Source organism: Thalassoglobus neptunius, assembly GCF_007859735.1.
Taxonomy (GTDB): domain Bacteria; phylum Planctomycetota; class Planctomycetia; order Planctomycetales; family Planctomycetaceae; genus Thalassoglobus; species Thalassoglobus neptunius.
In genome coordinates this window covers 76,908-96,903 of record NZ_SIHI01000011.1, presented here as the reverse complement: position 1 = coordinate 96,903, position 19,996 = coordinate 76,908, and the positions used below count along the sequence as shown (strand labels likewise).

19 protein-coding genes are annotated in these 19,996 nt (G+C 55.8%); 6 read left to right on the top strand and 13 right to left on the bottom strand.

The features are described from left to right. Positions 1-1,924 (bottom strand): terminase gpA endonuclease subunit (locus KOR42_RS16290; protein WP_146510903.1); only part of this gene is annotated, 1,924 nt, incomplete at its 3' end. Continuing rightward, entirely contained in the window at positions 1,921-2,592 is a 672-nt protein-coding gene (locus KOR42_RS16285) for a hypothetical protein (RefSeq protein WP_146510902.1), read from the bottom strand. The genes KOR42_RS16290 and KOR42_RS16285, both read right to left, overlap by 4 nt. A 291-nt stretch (positions 2,593-2,883) precedes the next feature. Here KOR42_RS16285 and KOR42_RS16280 point away from each other — a divergent pair, with 291 nt between their 5' ends. Then, a complete protein-coding gene (locus KOR42_RS16280; protein ID WP_197441268.1) occupies positions 2,884-3,273 on the top strand; it encodes a winged helix-turn-helix domain-containing protein in 390 nt (129 codons plus the stop codon). A gap of 3 nt (positions 3,274-3,276) precedes the next feature. After that, positions 3,277-3,459: a hypothetical protein gene (locus KOR42_RS16275; RefSeq protein WP_146510900.1), complete on the top strand. Its 183-nt coding sequence runs from the start codon at positions 3,277-3,279 to the stop codon at positions 3,457-3,459. 131 nt (positions 3,460-3,590) lie between these two features. Here KOR42_RS16275 and KOR42_RS26760 read toward each other — a convergent pair whose 3' ends face one another. The 9 genes from KOR42_RS26760 to KOR42_RS16235 all read right to left on the bottom strand — a co-directional run bounded on the left by KOR42_RS26760 (position 3,591) and on the right by KOR42_RS16235 (position 11,613). Then, on the bottom strand, positions 3,591-5,750 hold the full coding sequence (locus KOR42_RS26760; RefSeq protein ID WP_197441267.1) for a DNA methyltransferase: 2,160 nt from the start codon (positions 5,748-5,750) through the stop codon (positions 3,591-3,593). A 33-nt stretch (positions 5,751-5,783) separates the two neighbouring features. Continuing rightward, the gene (locus tag KOR42_RS26755; RefSeq protein ID WP_197441266.1) at positions 5,784-5,930 is read right to left on the bottom strand and encodes a hypothetical protein; all 147 of its coding nucleotides are present in this window, start codon (positions 5,928-5,930) and stop codon (positions 5,784-5,786) included. Positions 5,931-5,971: 41 nt separating this feature from the next. Beyond that, positions 5,972-7,105, bottom strand: a complete 1,134-nt coding sequence (locus tag KOR42_RS16265) for an Rrf2 family transcriptional regulator (RefSeq protein ID WP_146510899.1) — start codon at positions 7,103-7,105, stop codon at positions 5,972-5,974. After that, on the bottom strand, positions 7,102-7,860 hold the full coding sequence (locus KOR42_RS16260) for a hypothetical protein (protein WP_146510898.1): 759 nt from the start codon (positions 7,858-7,860) through the stop codon (positions 7,102-7,104). Before KOR42_RS16260 ends, KOR42_RS16265 begins: the two co-directional genes overlap by 4 nt. Beyond that, positions 7,860-8,960, bottom strand: a complete 1,101-nt coding sequence (locus KOR42_RS16255; RefSeq protein ID WP_146510897.1) for a hypothetical protein — start codon at positions 8,958-8,960, stop codon at positions 7,860-7,862. Before KOR42_RS16255 ends, KOR42_RS16260 begins: the two co-directional genes overlap by 1 nt. A gap of 17 nt (positions 8,961-8,977) precedes the next feature. Continuing rightward, a complete protein-coding gene (locus tag KOR42_RS16250) occupies positions 8,978-9,304 on the bottom strand; it encodes a hypothetical protein (protein ID WP_146510896.1) in 327 nt (108 codons plus the stop codon). 79 nt (positions 9,305-9,383) lie between these two features. Continuing rightward, positions 9,384-9,944 carry a sigma-70 family RNA polymerase sigma factor gene (locus KOR42_RS16245; RefSeq protein WP_197441265.1) on the bottom strand — a complete coding sequence of 187 codons (561 nt, stop codon included), beginning with the start codon at positions 9,942-9,944 and terminating at the stop codon, positions 9,384-9,386. 224 nt (positions 9,945-10,168) lie between these two features. Beyond that, positions 10,169-10,522: a hypothetical protein gene (locus tag KOR42_RS16240; RefSeq protein ID WP_146510894.1), complete on the bottom strand. Its 354-nt coding sequence runs from the start codon at positions 10,520-10,522 to the stop codon at positions 10,169-10,171. A gap of 311 nt (positions 10,523-10,833) precedes the next feature. Beyond that, a complete protein-coding gene (locus KOR42_RS16235) occupies positions 10,834-11,613 on the bottom strand; it encodes a hypothetical protein (protein ID WP_146510893.1) in 780 nt (259 codons plus the stop codon). A 364-nt stretch (positions 11,614-11,977) separates the two neighbouring features. On the opposite strand from KOR42_RS16235, the gene KOR42_RS16230 reads away from it, so the two are divergent. From KOR42_RS16230 to KOR42_RS16220, 4 genes are read left to right on the top strand one after another with little or no spacing between them, the layout of a single operon-like run. Then, positions 11,978-12,472 carry a DUF2924 domain-containing protein gene (locus KOR42_RS16230; RefSeq protein WP_197441264.1) on the top strand — a complete coding sequence of 165 codons (495 nt, stop codon included), beginning with the start codon at positions 11,978-11,980 and terminating at the stop codon, positions 12,470-12,472. Then, positions 12,472-12,729, top strand: a complete 258-nt coding sequence (locus KOR42_RS26750; protein WP_197441263.1) for a recombinase family protein — start codon at positions 12,472-12,474, stop codon at positions 12,727-12,729. Before KOR42_RS16230 ends, KOR42_RS26750 begins: the two co-directional genes overlap by 1 nt. After that, positions 12,702-14,018 carry a recombinase family protein gene (locus KOR42_RS16225; protein WP_197441262.1) on the top strand — a complete coding sequence of 439 codons (1,317 nt, stop codon included), beginning with the start codon at positions 12,702-12,704 and terminating at the stop codon, positions 14,016-14,018. The genes KOR42_RS26750 and KOR42_RS16225 overlap by 28 nt, the downstream gene beginning before the upstream one ends. Next, a complete protein-coding gene (locus KOR42_RS16220; RefSeq protein WP_146510892.1) occupies positions 14,015-14,419 on the top strand; it encodes a hypothetical protein in 405 nt (134 codons plus the stop codon). The genes KOR42_RS16225 and KOR42_RS16220 overlap by 4 nt, the downstream gene beginning before the upstream one ends. Positions 14,420-14,436: 17 nt before the next feature. Here KOR42_RS16220 and KOR42_RS16215 read toward each other — a convergent pair whose 3' ends face one another. Beyond that, entirely contained in the window at positions 14,437-15,033 is a 597-nt protein-coding gene (locus tag KOR42_RS16215; protein WP_146510891.1) for a hypothetical protein, read from the bottom strand. Positions 15,034-15,975: 942 nt separating this feature from the next. Next, the gene (locus KOR42_RS16210) at positions 15,976-19,995 is read right to left on the bottom strand and encodes a WD40 repeat domain-containing serine/threonine-protein kinase (RefSeq protein ID WP_146510890.1); all 4,020 of its coding nucleotides are present in this window, start codon (positions 19,993-19,995) and stop codon (positions 15,976-15,978) included. Between the last annotated feature and the right edge of the window lies 1 nt (position 19,996).

Here is a 19,996-nt window from a genome sequence, read left to right as displayed (position 1 = left end):
GTTTGATCGGAGCGCTCTGGTCGCCTAACAGTCTCGCTCCGACGTAGTGACCAGCGGCGCAGGCGTTGTACAGCGCATCGAGCCAGTGGTTATTGCGACGAGTCCGTTCCCAGCGGGTGATCACTCCCTTGCCGTTCACGAACTCTTCGGTCTGGCGTTCGGCCGTGAGATGCTTGCCCAGCGAGAGGTGTTCATGGGGAGGCGCCTGAAACAGTGTCATCGCGCCCGGTTCGTTGAGCGGAGTTGTCAGCCGCTGATGGACCCAGGTCTTCCAGTGGTCGGCGTTGATCTCGAACAGGTACTGATGCGTCGCCCGGATCCAGTTCACATGGAACCCTTCGCCGATGTGCTTGACGATCGAACCAGTGGAGGTCGGTCGGTTGTACCATTGCTGCCGCTGCTGCGATGCGCCGCGACCGACTGAGGGATAGAACCCCTGCACCGTCTGGCTGAACCCGTACACCACGTCGATCATGTACCCGGCGTCGATCAACACCACGCCCGGGATGATCGTTTCACCGAGAGTCGTGGGATCGGCATCGTTGAGGGCCAGTCTCCAGCCTGAGACACACATCTCCGCGAACTCGCGCAGCGCCACCGTGAGGGCTTTCTCGACTCCCAGGTCCTGCGAAGCGACTTCGATTCGTCCATAGTCGACGATGTGACCGGTCGCCTGCGGCTGCCAGGCGACCACCACCCAGTGACAGAGATGTTTACCGAGGTCGATCGCTGCGGTGAGTTGTGTGGTCTCACTCGGGAGAACTCCGCGTGGCCAGCGCCCGAGTCGGCGGGTGATCTCTTCGGCCTGTAAGGCCGTCTCAGCCCAGCGGGATGGCAGCACCGGCAGGCACCACACGAACTGCCGCATCTCCCGTTCGGCGTTCTCTTCTTCAGCGGAACGTGAGGCCCGCCATTCATCGGCGGCAATGTCACCGGCGGTCAGGAACAGATTGTGAATTGCCGACCAGCGGAACCCCAGCGTTTCGGTGCGAGGAGGGTCTCCGGAGAGGTTCCCGTGCTCGTCAAAACACTGACCCTCGTGAATTAACGTCGCATCCCGATTGGCAGTGATCCGTTCCGATGCATTCCACGCCGCAGCACACTCCGGACAGTTAAATACCCCGGCATCCCGGGCAGCTGTCTGAGACTCCGCATCTTTCCAGCCGGTCAGCTGTTCCCGTTCGGGCAACACCCAGTGCTGACAGTGAGGACAGGGAAGCAGGATCTGCGACCGGGTTCCCTGCTGGTACTCCTGCCAGGTCCGTCCTTCCTGAGTCGAGACCGTACACTCCAGATAGATCCGTTTGCGGGAACCATAAGCGCGGGTCCGGGCTTCAAGCTGGGTCACCTTGTCCGCTTCTCGCGACGAAGCGCCCGGCTGATCCATGCCATCGGTCTCGGTAATCACCACCACGCGCGAGGTAAACCCGGCTCGACTCTTGTCACCGCCTCCTCCCGACATGAACTTGAGAGTCGCTCCGTTGAGGAACTGAATCGCTTCGACTGAGCCACCCCGCGAACCACCTCCTTTGGAAGGCATCAGGCTTCGGTAGCGGGACTTTTCAATGACCGGCAAAATGTCTTCCCGCCACTTGTCACTCGCCATGTCCATATCCGGAAGTCCGCAGATCACGGTCTCTCCGATCTCGAACAGGTGATACAGCAACGGGATCAGAAAGCAGGACAACGTCTTTCCCGACTGTGTTGGTCCGGTGGCGACGAACCGATTCCAGTGGTGCGCATCAATCGCATCGAACCAGAGTCCTGTATACGGCTGTCGGGAGCAGCGGAACCGGCGTCCTTCATAGGGACCATCAGGAATGATGATTTCCGCTTCGGCGAACTCACGCAGCGAACGGACCGGAGCGGTTCGGGACTGACGCAGCAGCCACCGCAGTTCCTGCTCCGCCACTGGAGAGATCATGGCTGGCCCTCATCAGTCGCCGAAACATCCTCATCCTCGAGTTCACCGCACAGTTGCTCCAGCGCATGTTCCGCATCGTCGAGTGCATCGTTGAGGATGGTCACGGCTTCGGTTCCGAACTGGGACTGCAGGGTTTCACCAGCGGTCCGCAGGATTCCGGCAATCTGTCCCAGTCCAGTGCGGATCTCTCCGCGCGAGATCAACGTCCGCTCCCGTTCCAGGCGATCGAGTCGGGCCAGTTGCGCCCGTTCTTCCCGGTAGCGTTCGAGGGCCGGTGACGAAACGACCGACTGCAACATGTCATCATCATCCTCCAGAAGCCTGCGGGCATTGGCTGCCAGGAACTCGTGCAGCGCCCGCACCACGTTTGACAGACTGATCGTCCGTCCTCCAAACGGGATTCCGTATCGCTCCGCCTGTTCGTTGATGACCTTGGTCTGTCGTCCCGACATCTGACGCCAGTGCTTCTGTGGGATCGACTCATAATACTGCCACCGCTTCTGCTCTTCCTGCTCCTTCTCATAGCGTTTGAGGGCGGACCGTTCCTGCGCGGTGGGAGTTTCTCCCGACATCACCTTGCGGTAAGCGCGGGACGCCTGTTCCCGCTCGAGCTGCTGCGAGAGAGAGCGAGATTCAGGCGGTGAGACCGATTTTTTGCGGGGAGGCATGAATTCTTACTTACTCGGAAAATAGACACGTTGTGTACGAAAACCCCGCGATGGCGAGGACCACGGCTCACTACAGGCGCTGGAAGGAACCATGAATTCCTCACGGGTGTCAGGGAGGCGTTTGGGTCTCGCCGGGGAGCATCGCGGCAGGAGCGACGTGAGAAGCTGTGAGACGTTCAGGTTTTGTGGAAGAACGGAGTGGATGTCTGTCGGCACCCGAGGTAACTGATGGTCATCGCCTGCGATCAACGGCGATCGCGGCCACACAAACCTCACCAGGAAACACGAACGATGGCGACTCAAAAAACGACGACGAAGAAAACCACTGCGACCACGCACAAGAAAGCCGCAACCAGGAAGAAAGTTGTTCCAAAGCAAACTTCCGACCCCCCATCCAGCAACACGAACACGAAGCCGACGAAGGCCAAGCCACCCGCGAAGAAGAAGCTCTCGATGCTCGACGCGGCGGCGGTAGTCCTCGGCAACGCGAGCGAACCGTTGACCTCCAAACAGCTCATCGAACAGTTGGCCCAGCAAAAGCTCTGGACGAGTCCCAATGGAAAAACCCCGCACGCCACGCTCTACGCAGCGCTGGTTCGTGAGATCAACGGCAAGGGCGAGGCCTCCCGGTTCTCGAAGGTCGATAAGGGACTGTTCGCGCTGGCACAGAACGGGGAATAACCGATGACCGACTCCACACACCAACTGATTGAGGCGATTCACGCGGTGACATCCATCGTTCAACTGCGGATTGAGAACGGCGAACGTTCCACACACATCGACGCCCACGACCTCGTCGAAGTCCTGCTGTCGATCGCCGATCGACTTGAACCCGTTGTTGATCAGGAGCCACCGGAACCTCGCTGACCACCACCCTGTACGCACCCACGCCCCACGTTGATCACGTGCGGGCGTTTTTTTGTTGGTGGTGTCACAACGTAAGATCGGGGAGTAGAACCTACACGGTCCAACGTCGTACGAACGGTTGCAGAGTTCGTTCATCCACCCACCTCCCCCGTCACCCGTTCCGCCTTGTTCCCGGTGAACGCTTCCCACCGCTGCACGATCACATCGCAGTACAACGGATCAAGCTCCATCAGAAACGCAGTACGTCCCGACTGTTCACAGCCCATCAGTGTCGAACCACTCCCTCCGAACAGGTCGAGAACATGTTCTCCCTTCTTCGACGAGTACTCAATCGCCCGCACTGCCAGTTCGACCGGTTTCTCAGTGAGATGCACCATGCTCTGCGGATTGACCTTCTTGACGTGCCACAGATCGGTGGCGTTGTTTGGTCCGTAGAACTGGTGTCCGGCTCCGGTTCTCCACCCGTAAAAACAATTGTGAGTCACCATCCCGTCCGCAACATAATGCTGATGGTTCGACACACCGAGTGAATAGACAGGCCCCTGATACAACTGCACATCAATGGCTCGAATTGGAGTCCAGCGGGTCTCCACCCCGCGCGTCGGAATCGGAATCTCCATGATCTCCGGAAGCAAGTTGCAGGACCGGATCTGAGTCGACTGGCGGGATCCCAGCTTTGCTCTTGTCCGCTGATTCCTGACGAACGGGTAGATCCGGGAGCGGTGATGAGCCTGCAGCGCAGCACACGCCGAACGCTCCAGTTGAACCAGATCGAGCCGTTGATAGAGTTCCTCAACGTGAGACCGTTGTCGCCGCTGTGCCTGAGGACTTTCTTTCCAGCAGGTCTGAGGAATTCCGTACTGAACCGACACGAACTGCTCTGAGATCCGGGCATCCGCATGCGAATCATGGAGACTCAGAATCCAGCCTTCGTCACCATTTTCAGAGCAAAGTCGTCCCTTCAACCCAAATCCCCATGTGGTCCGCATCTTGGTCACACCCACACGCCACCAGTCACCGCGACGCATCAGGTAGACACACCACTTCCGCGCGTAATCGTCGCTCAATCGGATGGTCCAGAGATGCCCATCAGTGCACCAAGTCTGCTTGTGATCGACGGTGACACCATACAGCGGTCCATGATACTGCCGATGCCCCACGTCAATGGAATGTCCTTCCCGCAAACCGACCAGAGTCGAATCCTGGGTTGTGAAGCTGACAACCGCATCTCCATCGCTGAGTGCACCGAGCCGCGATGTTCCGGCTGGGGTGAGCACCGTTGTCTCCGGAGGTTGGCACCACTCGTGCGCCCCCATGAAGTCTTTACGGGTCAATACCGGGTGCTGCTTGTCCCAGATGATCGCCTGTGAGAAGTACAAGTCGTGCTGCTTCAGGTACGGAGGATAGTTGGCGCAGTTGGCATACCCGCCCCAGATGTAAAACGCCCGGCCTGGCTCCAGCACTCGCGCTGCGTTTCCGAACCAGGCATCGAGCAGTCGATCGAACTCTTCATCGGTCACGAAGTCGTTCGCCAGCGGACGATCTTTGGCCCGCAACTTCTTTCCCGTCGGCTTCGATTTGGAGGGATGCCGCTCCACGTCGAGTTGCTGATGATGCTTGGCCCCTTCGAACGAGCTCAGCCCGGCAGCGATTGCATTGTTGCTGCGGGGTTCCACTTTCACGTTGTACGGCGGGTCCATGTTCACCAGATGAATCGGGTTCCCGTCCAGCAGTCGATCGAGGTCTTGCGGGCTGGAAGAGTCCCCACACAACAGTCGATGACGACCGAGCTGCCACAGGTCCCCCGGTTGTGTAGTGGCTTCATCGGGAGGTTCGGGAACATCGTCCGGATCGGTCTCGCCTGTCGTTGCGGGAGGAGCAAGCAGTTCCTGCAGTTCCCCCGCCGTCAACCCCAGCAGGTCGAGATCGAACTCCAGTTCCGAAAGCGCTGTCAGTTCCAGCGGGAGCAGATCGAAGTCCCATTCCGCGATCGTGGCAGTCTGGTTGTCGGCGATCCGATACGCTTTGATCTGCGCTTCACTCAGTCCATCCGCCACATGGACCGGGACAGTATCGAGTTTGAGATGTTGGGCAGCTTTGTATCGAGTGTGACCGACGATGATCACTCCCTGTTCATCAACCACAATCGGTTGTCGGAACCCGAACTCCTTGATCGAACGAGCCACCGCTTCCACCGCACTCGCGTTGATCCGCGGGTTCTGCTCATAAGGTGTGATCGCGGTGAGCGGTCGCTGTTCAATCGTCAGTGAAGCTTCAACGGCAGTGGACATACAAAACCTCTTGCTTGGCAGGATGCAGGGAACTCAGCAGAAGAACAGCAGTTTGACCAGCAGGGCGAACCAGGCGACCCGCCACGCAAAGCCCTCGAGTGCAGCGGCCGTCGGGACCACAATGCGTTCCCAGTACCCACGGCGTTCTGTCATCAATTTGGATGGAATCGGTTGAGTCATCGTCTCTCCTTGTGGAACGTGAACAGTTGTCATGCAGACCATCAGCGGCAGGGAACATGGGCTGTCTCCTGCACGGATGAGATCACAGGACGTTGAGAACAATCGTGAGCGGCGATCGACCAGCCACCGCGCTGGCCGTGACGTTGAACGAGAGAGAAGGATTCCAGGGTCCGCAGCAGTTCCCGAACACGAACGGTCGAGAGATCAAGTCGCTGAGCGATCTCGGAACTGCTAACGATGGTTTTTCCTAATGATTCTTTATTAGGGTTTTCCATCGTTAGCTGCTGAACTTCTCGATAGACCTGCATCGCAGCATCATTCAGGTACGGGACCGGTGCATCGATCACCGTCAGTCCGCACTCCCCGCTTGAGACGACGACGACGTCGCACCCGTCTTCGAGGACCGTTCGGCCACGACCGATCGCCTGCACCAGTTGCGCACGCACCAGATCCCGATGCGCCTCACGCCAGCGGGGATCGTGATAACCTCGACCCGAGAACGTCTTCACTTCCGTAGTCTCAGTGTGTTCGTCACCAGCGACATCTCTGCCGATGTCGTCGTCGTCGTGGTTGGTCTCTCGATTCGTGGTCAGGGCCTGCCAAAGGACATCACCCCACACCGATTCCGCACAGGCCACTTCCTGTTCATCGACCTGCACCAGATAGTCCTTGATCGCCTGCGGTGGAACACGCGGAGTGCCGAGCACCAGAATCAGATCACACTCCTGATACCAGGCATTCGAGGAGCGTTCTTCACCCGACCCAAAGTACGTCGACTTCACAACCCGGTCCTGGAACGGAGGCCCCAGTTCGTTCAACACCGACAGCAACGGACGATGCGTGATCAACCCGACACGTGGATGATCCTGGTACTCTGCCAGCAACCCGCGCAGAATTGCACGAGCCCGATCACGGCTCGTCTGTCGGGTCACATCCCGCACGTACTGCCGCGACTGTTTCCGCTGCCGCATCCGACCCTCGGGAGTCCCGTCGATCACCGGTCGTTTCACGATCGATGTCAGTCGCTCCGCGGTCAACGTCGCGTCGTTGAACCAGACCGTGATTCCTGAGGGAGGAACATTCTCCCGGACTCCGATCACCGACTTGACCAGCGTCTTCGTCCCTTGTGCCATCCCCGGAACATTCCGGGGTGTCACCAGAATCGTGCTGTTCACCAGTGCGCCTTCCAGCGCTGACAGCAGGAACCGCCAGGGGGAGTCTTTGAGGTCTGGTCTAATCGCTGAACCTTTGAACTCCACCACAGGAACAACGGGAACCCCTGTGGTAAATCAATCACGACGGGTGACCGCCACGGTTGCGAACTCTCCGCCTGTTCCACCGACTTTGTCAGGTCATCGAGGAGCACACACAACGCCTCGGTCGCTTCCCACAACCGTTCACGCCGCAGCTGTTTGGCGGGGTCTTCCACCTCATTACCATCCGCATCTTTCTTCGTGCTTTCACCGAACCAGTCGAGCCACTTGGGATCACTCAGCAGGTTCAGCATGTGGCCATGTACCAGAAGCAGATCCTGTGGACTTAGAGAGCAGGTTGGCCGAAGCAGTTCGATCGGATCTTCGTGGATTGAGAGGTAACTTCGGTCCTGGACGAGTTCCTTGAACCCGTTGAACTTCAGCCGGGCATGCGTCGCCAGTGCCACCGTCGATTCGCGGGCCACGATCAGTTGGCCCAGATAGCCCTGCTCCAGACATTGCTGGCGTGCCGGACAGCCGAAACAGACGGTCGTCGCGACCGGGAACCCCACCGCTTCCGCGCGATCCGCTTCGAGATTCCAGCAGTTCTGCGAGAACTGTTCGGTCGCCTCCGTCTTTCGAGGCGGATAGATCTCCGCATCGATCCCGGCGGACTGGTAGCGCTCCAGCTCTTCCTGCAAGTTGGCGTGCGTCGGATAGACCAGCAGCGACTGCATCAGAACGATTCCTCCGGTGAGATCATGCTCACGATCACCTCGAAGTCGACCGTCGACTTGCCGTGTCCGGTTCCGCTGCGATCGAGATAGATTCCCGGTCGATCAAGCGAGCGAGTTCTGACCTGCACCATCAACTTGCGGTACTGGTCGTCGTTGATCACCGGTCGGGAACCCACATCCAACCGCTGCATCGGCGGAGGTGTGATCTGCTCAATGTGCAGCCCCTGCAGAAACAGATGTTGCATCCGCAGCGGTTGATCACCTCCATGCTGCTGGAGCCATTCCCGCAGGTCTTTACATCCATCGGGAGGCAGACTCCAGCCGACCGGACGTTGCAGCAGTTTGGCCAGTTTTGTGGCCGTGGAGATCGCGCCGTCCTTCCCCGGCCACAGACCGGAAGGTTTTTGATCCCGTTCACCGACCACCAGAATCTCGCGATGTTGGGCGAACGTACTGAGCATCTCTCCGAGAAACTTGACACCACCCCGGTTACTCGGTCGACCGATCACCGACAGTCCCAGCAGCATCGCTGAAGCCACATCCGATGCTCCTTCGACCAGCAGCAACGGACCGGAACCGGTATCCCAGTCATCGGCGAACGTCAATCCGGCACGGGTCCCGGTCAGTCGACGTTTTTCGCCACTGGGATAACGCTTCTGCAGTCCGATGACGGTCCCACTCCCATCTCGCTCGGGGAACGACCAGCAGCGTTCGTACTTGCAATAGCCGACGTTCAGTCGACGCAGGACTTCGATGCTCAGCCCCAGCTGTTCTGCCAGTTCCGGAAGTCCCAACTCGGCGAACTTCGCAAACTGAGCCAGCGTCTCGGGGAGACGGTTGGGGGTCTGAGTTTTTTCTGGTTGATGGTGAGCCTGTGGTGGTGCAGCAGTACGTGCTTCCCAACTCCATCGATCTGGTTGTTCGCTCAGCAGATGCAGGTATCCCGCTTCTCCGAGGTCCTTGACCGCTCCCTCCGAGACACGCGGACAGATCGCCGCCCCACCATCCCGCGATACCAGACACCAGTCCGGTTTTCGACAGACAGGACAACACCGCTCGGCAGTTACCCGCTCATAACCTGAGTACACATGCGCAACCATACAAACTTCTCCTTGGCTTAAAACGCGGGTTGAGGTTCCAGTTCAGGGATCGATTTCCAGGCAAGGCCTGACACATCGTCCCCAGCAACTGGTCGAACTTCGAACATCATTGGGCTGAACTCCCGATGCAGAAAGCCGACGAAGATCCGGTTCAGATCCCGACCCACGTCACTCCGGGCGTCAATCGTTACAGTCCGCTGATCGTCATCGACTTGGTAACGGCTCTCTAAACGGACTCGACTTTCTCCATGCAAAGACTCCACAGCCCAAACGCTGAGCAGAAGTGAGGCTTCCACCTCGGCCATCTCGATCTTCGGTGAGAACATGTAGCAATGCGCAGCCACTCTCCACCTCTCTCGTTAGAGTGAATTTCCCATGACTATTAAGTACTGAGAGAATTCAAACTTTCACGGTGAATTCCGGTCATTTGTTCGGCCCCAGTGTCTGCAGCGGGCGACGAAGTTTGTGAATCCGATCGACGAGCGTCGAACGGGGCATTCGGAGTTGCCGCGCCACTTCGGAAACACTCAGCCGCTGCAACAGTTCTGCAATAACTTGGCTATCGAGGTCCAACTGATTCAGCAGAGATTGGAGATCTTGACTCAGCTGACTCCGTCCCTGTGAATCAGCCCTTCTCCCGACACGACGATCGAGATCCTCTTCACCGACGAGAGCTTCCAGAGCCTGCTCACCATTGATCTCCAGAGACAACGAAAGCTGAGTGGGAGCGTCTCGTCTTTTGCGGTACTCTGTTGCCGCCAGTCTCTCGACCGCCCTCCTAACGAAGGCTTGCCAGTTACCACGTTCCGGATCAAAAGACGCCGAACGTCGCCAGAGCTCCAACCGGATCGATTGCTCCAGATCGTCGCGATCATGAGCATTGAGCCGCAGACTACGACTGATCTGTTGAGCCTTGCGTTGGATGAATCTGCCAGCGAACCCCTCAGTTAGTTCTTCTCCAAGATCGGTCAATCTCCATTCCATCTGCAGCTCTCCAAACTCCTGTAAATATTTGGTCCGACCTCTTCGAACCATCTACAAAAGAAAGGGTTGCTCGCAGGTTGCTGAGGGTTGCTCAGAATCACTTTTGAAAACACTTACACGAGGCTGACCACCAAAACTCCTTAATTACAATACAGTTATGATTTTGAAGACTTTGAAGAAATTCGTCACCAACCAGCAACCGAGCAACTCAAACACCCGCAAACTCAGCCACCCTGCAGATCGGTAGTTGTCTTGAACTCTAACTTCTGATCATCATTCTCGACGGCATATCCGATCTGAATGAGTGCGACCCATCCAGGTGCAACATGTTGAATAGGACAAAGGACGTCGTCGAGAGCGTACTTTCCAGAACGTGCAATCGATTCGCGAATGGGCGTCTTGATTTTCGACAGAGCATCGGTGATTCGACGGGGTCTCTTAACGAGTGTTCGGACCGGATCATGTCGCGATAACGCTTGGTCAGCATCCTCTCTAGAAATCGCCCCACCATTTTTGGCCAGAAGCGTCAGCAAAACCTCTGCATGACCGGATGGGATTGCAACAATTTGATATTGCATCCAGCGATTGTTCTGAAACCTGAACAGCCACCACCTCCCCGTTGTCTCTTGTCCCACGGCCCATTTTGCCAAATCAGGCTTTTGCCTCTGACTAGAATTACACTGCCGATCGTCCATCTGCGTGGAGCCATCAAGATTAGTGCACGTCTCTTCGATTCGCGCCTCATTCGACATCGCAATGTCTACTTGAAGTTCGCTATGCTTCTGTGTGCTCATAGCCGCGTCGGCGACAACAATGTGAGGCGAACCGACTGGCGCTTGCTGTCGACGCAGTCCCACACGGACGATGGTTTGTTCCTCGTAAAGTCGCTCTATGAGGTCCTGCGGCTTCGGGAGTTTTTCTCCCATCGACTCCCAGAATAGTCTCGTTGCTGTCGTTGCATAGAGGTAGCGTTCATCTGTTTGGCTCCTCTGGCAATCTCTCTGTACTCAAACCACAACTTGGATGTGTAATACATCACCTTGTGAATAACTGAAGAAACCGTGTTAGCCTTGAAGTCTCCAACTTCAATCCAAGTCTGCCGGATATCATGTCGCAACTCTGAGATCTGAAGTTGAAAAACTTCGAGCTCTTGACGAAAAAAAGAACACTCTCGTCTTAATTCACGAGCATGGTAGCTGGCCAGAGTCTCCAGCTCCGGATTGGTCTCATCTTCTCCGCGATGATAAGCAGGTCCAATCAGGCAAAGGAATTTTGAATAGTGTGCAATGACATCTTCCCTGTCTTCGACCAGACACTGATATTTCTCAATTGTGAGCGGTAGCTCCGAGAACTCTCGCGTCTTCAGCTCGAATGACTGACGATCGATCTGGTTGAAATAGAAATCTTTCAAGAGCTTCTCAGAATGATGTCGAGGTTCCCGAATTCCAAAGAACAATTCAAAATCTCGAGGGCCGCGCTGGGCATGCTGTTTTGACAGACACTCCACGTCTGAGTCGACCTTTTTGAACTTCGGATTCGGTTCAATTCGATCGAAAAATGACTGTGCTCCGTCTCGATCTTGCGGATACACCACTTTGCAGAGTTCACCAAACTCCCGTCTGTCTTCCTCAATGGCGACCTGATGACTTTGATGCCTACCCGTGACCATAAACACTCCTGTCCAGACTCTGAAATGTGTGAATTGAGCCATTCAAAGTGGTTATTAATCGTAAATGGTTGAATGGCTTCCGATTTATACCGTGAAATCCATTTTCGTGCGAGTAGTTAACTGGTAGGGAACTCAACTGTTGGCCACTCCGAAAGGGGACTCGAATGCAATTCGACTCACAAAGCGAAGTTGGGATAGTATCCAGAATCATCACTGCCGCGTTGCTCCGAGCCATACGAAATCGTCGCCGTCCAGCGGGACCATGCCTTGCTTCCGCTCCCGAAACCGGGCTCACTGTGCCCAACGGTTTACGGTCGCGAGAGACGCGACCTGGCGATTCCAAGACTCAACAGGAGCAGCAGCAGTGCCGGTAAACATCGAGGCTGAGTTGGCCGAACTTCAGGACATGACGGTCACTGAATTGAGACGACGCTACGCAGAGGTTTTCCAGGAGACCACTCAAAGTGGAAACCGAACCTGGCTCATCAAGCGGATCGCATGGCGACTGCAAGCGAACGCCGAAGGTGATCTTTCCGAACGTGCTTTGAATCGAGCGCGGGAACTGGCTCGTGACTCTGACATCCGCATGAAACCACCAGCGGCAATGGCTTCGCCGAGTTCCACTGGTCCAAGTCGTCGTCAACAGATTGCCAACCTTCCCGATCCCCGTTTACCTCTGCCTGGAACGATCCTTCGCCGGGACTATAAAGGTGCCACGCATCGGGTCACGGTGCTGGAGAGCGGGTTCGAATATCGTGGTGAGAGCTATGCCTCTCTGACAGCGGTCGCCCGCGAGATCACTGGTTCCCGCTGGAACGGATTTCTGTTCTTCGGGCTGAGCAAGAAACGAGGGGGCTAATGATTTCGACCACAAATCCCAAACGGTCCACAGCCTCCAGCGACCAGGCTGCCCCTAACGTTCGGTGCGCGATCTATACGCGGAAGTCCACTGAGGAAGGCCTCGAGCAGGAGTTCAATACACTTGATGCCCAGCGAGAAGCTGCGGAAGCTTACATTCAGTCGATGAAGCATGAAGGCTGGATCTGTCTCCCCAGCGATTCGACGACGGCGGGTTCACCGGCGGAAACATGGAGCGCCCCGCACTACAGCGGCTGATCGAAGAGATCGATGCTGGTCGGGTCGACTGCGTGATCGTGTACAAGGTTGACCGCCTGAGTCGTTCCCTGCTCGACTTCTCCCGGATCATGGCGACGTTCGATGAACGTAATGTTTCATTTGTGAGTGTCACTCAGCAGTTCAACACCACTTCCTCCATGGGTCGGCTGACACTCAACATCCTCCTCTCCTTCGCACAATTCGAACGGGAACTGATCAGCGAACGGACACGGGACAAAATGGGCGCTGCCCGTCGACGTGGAAAGTGGTGTGGCGGGACGCCCCCCTATGGATACGACGTCGTCGACGGCAAGCTCATCGTCAACGAATCCGAAGCTCGTCGCGTACGAGAGATCTTTGAGCTCTATCTGGACCTGAAGTCGGTCAGGGAAGTCCTCAAGGTGATTCAACAGAAGGCATGGAAAACCAAGGTCTGGACCACGAAGTCCGGAAAGCAACGGGGCGGGACAGCGTTTACGAAGAACACGCTGAATTACCTGCTCCGCAACGTGACCTACATCGGACAGGTCTCTTACGAGAACCAGATCTACAGCGGCGAACATCGGGCGATCGTCGATTCTCAGGTCTTTGCCGAGACACAGAAACGACTGGACCGGAACCGGATGTTTGGGGATGCGAAACGGTCCCGAAGCGGAGCCCTCCTCTCCCGCCTGATCCGCTGTCAGTCCTGCGGTTGCGGAATGAGTCACAGTCAGACGCGCCGGGGATCTCGGAGCTACCGGTATTATGTCTGCCTGAATGCCATGCAGAACGGTTACCAGCAATGCCCGTCCCCGACGGTCTCCGCTCCGGAAATCGAACGATTCGTCGTGGAACAGATCCGCGAGGTCGGCCAGGATGTCCAGTTGCGTGCAGGGGTGATTGCCGAGATCGACCGTCAACGGGAGACTGAGAATCACAAAGCCACACGAGAGCGGAACCGTCTGGAACACGAACTGGCAGAGCTGTCCCGTCAGTTGGAGCAGGCGGCGCTCACACAAGCTGCTGCACAAGACCTCGCTGAACTGCAGACAGCGATCGAACTCCGCAACCAACGGCTTCTACACCTGGCCGACCGAACTCAAAGTCCTGCCGAGATCGATGTCGCTGAAATAGACCGCCTGTTGAACGAGTTTGATGAACTGTGGGAGGAGTTGTCTCCCGCCGAACGTCAGCAACTGATCCACCTGCTGGTCGAACAGGTGCAGTACCACGGCGAAGCGGGCGAGGTGTCGCTGGTGTTCTCTTCGACCGGAGCACAACTGATTTCCGAGGAGGAAGAAGCATGAGTCGCCGAGTCACGAAGAAATTTCAGATCACCACGGGTCGAACAGGGCATCGGAAGATCCAGACAGGTGCACGGGGAAAGGAGGTTCCGACAGGTCGAGTTCCGCGCGTCGCGAGAATGCTGGCGCTGGCGATTCGACTCGAATCCTTACTCAAGAATGGCTTCGTCGGCGATCAAGCAGAAATCGCCCGGTTGGGGCACGTCTCACGAGCTCGGGTCACGCAGATCATGAACCTCTTGTCTCTCGCTCCCGACATTCAGGAGGAGATTCTGTTTCTGCCTCGGATTCACAGAGGCCGCGACACGTTGCTCGAACGGGACCTGCGTCAGATTGCCGCCGAACCCAACTGGATCGAACAGCGGAAGAGATGGGCCGCATACCGAACACAACAGAACGATTGAGCGTTCGACCTCGGAGATCACTCCCACATCGACCGGACTCCGAGCACTGCCCCCAGCAGAAATAGAGTGACCAGCATGGTCCGGACGATGGTTTCGGGTCGAATCAGAGACAACCTGTCGCGTACTTGATGTAAAAGAAGTTGGACTACCTTTGGTGGACTTTGCCGACTGATGGCCGTGTGCTCGGTGTCATTCGTTCGAACCGAGCCTCTTGGAAAGGGTTTAGCAAGAGCTCTCCGGGGGAGCCGTTGGCAAATCTCGATCCCGAGGAGATGAAACGTCTTCTGTCGCCCGTTCAGATGCTCGACAATTTGAGTCTCGCGCCGGACGATTCTGCCCAGGACCAATGACCCTGCAAACTCCGGAAGCAACAGTTCCAGGAGCAGATGCGAGGTCAGGAATTCTTCGGTCGTCTTGATCAGAAGTCCGGTCTTCGCGACATCGACCGACCAGATTCGAACGCCAGCAGAGGATGCCTCGACTCCGACTGCGTTGGCCGGAACGGCCCATCCAGCAGTGATAAAACTGGTTCTCTGGAACTGACGGCGATTTGCTGTGCAGGGAACGGCGTTCGAGCCATTCGTGTTCCCGCAACGATCAACGATCTGCTTCATCTCTTTGTCCCGGTCGAAGGTTCTTGGAATTTGCCTGAGCATGCTCCTGTTGAGTCTGTCGCGAGTGCAATTCAGGGTTTTCCCTGAGTTCAAGCAGACCACAGAACAACGGCTCAGATCGTGGAAACCTGATCGAAAACTCTGTCTGGACAGCCCCGCCTGGTGGATCTGCGGAAATGTTGCAAAATGGCATCGCATCTACTGGTCGGCAACCCGCCTGAGCAGTTGCATTCGTCTGGACCGGAACTCAGAATCATGGAACGCTCACGGAACAGATCGCGTTGACCAGGAGTTCTCGCAGTGCGATCAACGGGGTGCCGTTCGGGACAGCAGTGTTAAACAGAAATTGGTCGCTGGAGAGAGTTATCGAGAGCAAGCGAGTCAGAGCGCGAATATCCACCGAGACGTTCGCGCGCGAAGAATTCGGAGAGAGTGCTTGCCGGTGGATGGAGAGTGCCCCACTTGCCCGAAGTCACTGGCAGAACTGGCGATAGAAACGAGAACGCCGAACCCTGTTAGGCTCGGCGTCGTGTCAACCAGTCGGTAAGGGGTGTTCGAGCACCACCTTTCAAGCTCCCCGAGGCGGTCTCAATCCGAACCGGGGATTCGTCGAGCTAGGTGCCTTTCGTACCAAGAGGTTACGTCGATTGCCATTTATCGAAATGTTCAAGTGGAACTCAATTTCGGACCAAATACAGCGGGAATCCAAGGAGAAACATCCGAAGCCGGATCGCTTGGATTTGGCGTATCACTACCAGTCACTGCTCGATTCCGGGGTTGTGAATTCAAGGGCTGAATTGTCTCGGCATCTGGGGGTCAGTCGGGCTCGGGTGACTCAAGTATTGAATCGGTTGAGGGATAATAGTGGGGCTGACGGCACCAAGGAAGCGGGGTAGCTGTCTTACGTCCCGTCCAGTCGCCGAAACTTGGCGTGCTCGATCGCTATTTGGTTCGCCAGCACTCGACGACTCCATCTCTGCTTGCCACGGCAAAAAAGCGACCTTTGGGGTCGATCGCAATGTAACGCGGACTCTGACCTGGCCAGGCACCAGCGGGCACGCGTGCCATCTCTTTTCGGGCTTGGATGTGTCGGATCACTACCTCCACGAATTGCTGTTCAGGAAATAGCAGCCTCGTCCCGTCCGATGAAAACACAGCGGATGGTGTGGAAGCTGAAAGCCTAGACGATGGTTCCCCGGTCGCAATGTCCCAGAAGACGACTTCGTCACCAGTGCAATACGCTGCAAAGGCAGCAGTCGGATGAGCGACTATCTCGAACAGTCGTGGGCATTCGACAGTGTACAACTTTTGAAGACTCTTAGTTTCTAAGACATCGATCCACGCTTCGTCATACGCGAGCCTTGCGACCATCAATACCGTTCCGTCAAGTCCAAACTGAACGTCGAGAACATAGGCATTGGAATCATTCAGATGAAGCAAATCGCCTGACTGCCGTTCCCAAAGCCGAACCGTCCCGTCGCGACCGCCCGCAGAAGCGATTAACGTCGCATCAGGACTGATTGTAACAGCAGTCACAATCTCATCATGCCCATGAAAAGTTCGCACAGGCGAGAAGTCACTTGACGAGAGGACTTTGACGGTTCGGTCTACTGAACCAGTGACGATCCAACGTCCATCCCGACTGACATCCAGCGACGTTATCTCTCGTTCATGTACGGAATAGGCATGATCGATCGAGCAATCCTTTGGGTTAAGGACGATCAATTGCCCTTCAACAGAGCCACCAGCGACCAAGAGCTGCGGCTGCCCCGGCAGGAAAGCCATGGCACTTAGCTTTCCTGCTGCAAACTTGGATTCGTAAACGATGTTTCGTTGAGGCAGTTCCTTGTTTGCATTCCATATAGTTATCTCGCCAGCATCGAATATCCGAAATGAAACGAAACGGTCGTTTCCGATCGAATCGATTCTTAACGGCCCGCTGCTCTGGTGCGGCCACGACCTCACTAATTCGCCAGATTCCGGATGAAAAAGCGAGATGTCCTTGCTGCTGCCACAGACGAGTTGGTTGCTGGAAAGAAATGCGACATCTTTTATCTTGGTTTGCCCTTCGGACTGACCAGCAAGGCTTCGAATTGCGGTGCCGTCTGAAGCATTCCAGAGCCGCACCCCCGCGGCGGAACCGGTTGCAACAAAACGCCCGTCAGGACTGAAGTCGACCGATGCTGTGTCGATGTCATCGCTGTGAGGCATATGGATCTTGAACGCAACCGTTTGGTCATCCACTCTCCAGACCTTCAACTCGGTCGAATTACTCGTCACTGCGATGAACTGGTCATCGGCACTGAATGCGATGTCGCTTGCGGCACCTGTATGTGTTGGGATGCGACCATACAGTCCTCCGTCATTCTTCCAAAGTGTTGTATGGTTATGCCCGGCAGTTGCGATGAATTTTCCGGAATGGCTGTACGCGACCCGATCGACGTCCAATCCGCCTGAAAACATGTGTGATATGGCAAATTCGTCATCGAGCAAGAAAACAGATTGGCCTGACTCGTTTTCGCAAAGTATGACCGCAGAATCTCCACTGGGATGAATAGCCAGCTCACGAACGTATCCTCCGGTGTTCAATTGAACGATGTTCGGTGAGTTACGTCCGGCCCACTCGACTCGAAGCTTGCTTTCCGGAGAACCGTCTTCGATTGCAGAGACGATCATGCCGTCGCGTGATGCGCCGATGCAAGACACGCCTGTGTCTCCTCCATCAAAAACTCGCTTTGCTGCTGGGCTCAATGTCGGGGACAAGTCCCAAACCCGAACGGCTCCTCTGCGAGCCCAGCTAAACAGTTCATTTGTCGATGGATCGAATTCGACTTGAAAAACCGGAAACCTTCTAATCGGGACTTCGTGGCCGAACAAACGGATTGGGTTGTCCGCAACAACTTCTCGGATGCGCACGACGTAGATCAGGTTACCGGGAGAGTAGATGACGCGATTGTTTTTTTCATCAAAACAGAAGTCGATGATAGGGGAGCCGTGCAAGACGAGTTGTTCACTTTGTCGCGTTTCCATATTCCAGCGGTTGACGATGCCATCGAAACCCGCTGAAAGAATCGTTTGTCCATCAGAAGTGAAGGAAACCGCAGAAACTGGTTGGGAATGGCCGCTCAGGCGAGCCTTGATGTCATGGGAAGCGACATCAACGATTGCTACTTCGCCCTCAGACGTTCCAATGGCGATCGATTCACCTTCTGGATGGGCGGCAAGGCACAGCCCCGAAAATGCGATTGTGTCGATAAGCCTCCCGAAATAATCGTACTTCCTGATTGATTCGGTTAGCACGTAGAAGCAAGCCTCGGTCGGTGAAAATACTACCGATCTTGTTTCCTGTTTCGGAAGCGTCACGAAGGCAACCTGTTTCCGCGATTGGACGTCCCAAATGACAAATTCGCTGTCTGCGAATTCGTCCAGATCTGGGGATTTGCTCGGCGGAAGCTGCGCTGTTGCCGTTGAAACGAGAATGTCACCGCTTGGCGAGAAAACGATGTTGTTGAGGATCTTGGTGTGTCCCTTCAGTTCACCAACCTTTCGGTATGTCTTTCTGTCCCAAAGCTGAACCGACTTGTGGTCGCTTCCGCAGGCCAGAAGTGTCCCGTTGGGTTGGAGACTCAGACCGCCATCAGATAGATCGTGCGTACCGAAGACCGCCTTTTCCTTGTGAGTCTCGAAGGAAAGGTAGTCCCATTCGATGCCTCGAAGATCCTTTCCACCGCTTGTCGGCGAAAGCTGTGCTAAGACTGTCCTTGCCTGTTTGACATCACCCTCTTCCCAACTACTGAATGCGGTACTAATGCCAGTGGCGAAGTCCATATCGGCTTCTTGTTCAGCTGCGGCAATATCCTGCCTGATGGATCTTTCAGCGAAAAACGCTCCTGCCATCACCAGTAAAGTAATTACCGCACCGGTAATATAGACGGCTTTTCTTAGTTTTCGCCAACGCAGCAAGCTACTTAGGTCTGTCGCCAACTCGGCTGCCGATTGATATCTCCCACTCGGTTTTGGTTGCAGGCACCGCTGACAAATTGCAGCCAGCTTCCATTCAACTCGACCAGTCCTCGACCGAACTGCAGGTGTCTCTGAATTCAGGACGGTTTCCCCAAAAGCTCTGATATTGCTGGTGGATTCGGCTACGAACGGCGGCTTGCCGGTAAGGAGCGTGAATAGAATCGCTCCTAGCGAAAACACATCGGCAGTCTGATCAACAGGCTCTCCGATTGCCTGCTCCGGAGCGACATAGCCGATGGAACCTGCTACGGAAAGATGCGGCGTTTCGCCATCATCACCGATCAATCGTGCAATACCGAAATCGGTGATTTTGGGCTGTCCCCGTGTATCCAGAAGGATATTGGCTGGCTTCAGGTCGCGATGCACGATTCCGCGTTTGTGAGCTTCGGCAAGTGCATCCGCGAGCCTAGAAACAATCTCTAACGATGTGTTGATATCGAAAGCCACGTTCTCATCGCGAATCGTTGCGTCAAGGCCAACGCCTTCAACTAATTCCATCGCAAAGCAAGGTTGCTCATCTATCGTGCCGACGTCGTAGATGGGAACAATTCCGGGATGGTTTATGCTTGCTGCAAGCTTTGCTTCTCGAAGAAATGATGACACCGCCTTATGGCGATTCATGCCTATCTCTTGCTTAACCTTCTTAACTGCAACATCACGCCCCAATCGAGTTTGCGTCGCACGATAGACCTCGCCCATTCCTCCCTGACCAATGAGATCTAAAAGCTTGTAGCTTTTGGCGAAGTCAGCACCAAGGTCACGAAAGCTCTCTCCAGTTTCGATGGCATCAATCCTCGTCCGTGCAATAGCAGCAAGTTCAGTATCTTCACCACATAGGTCCGCGATCGCGACAGACCGTTGTTCAGCAGGAAGTCGTTGAACGGCACTAATGATACGATTGATTTCCCGACGACGTGCAAGGTCTTCGTCAATGGACATC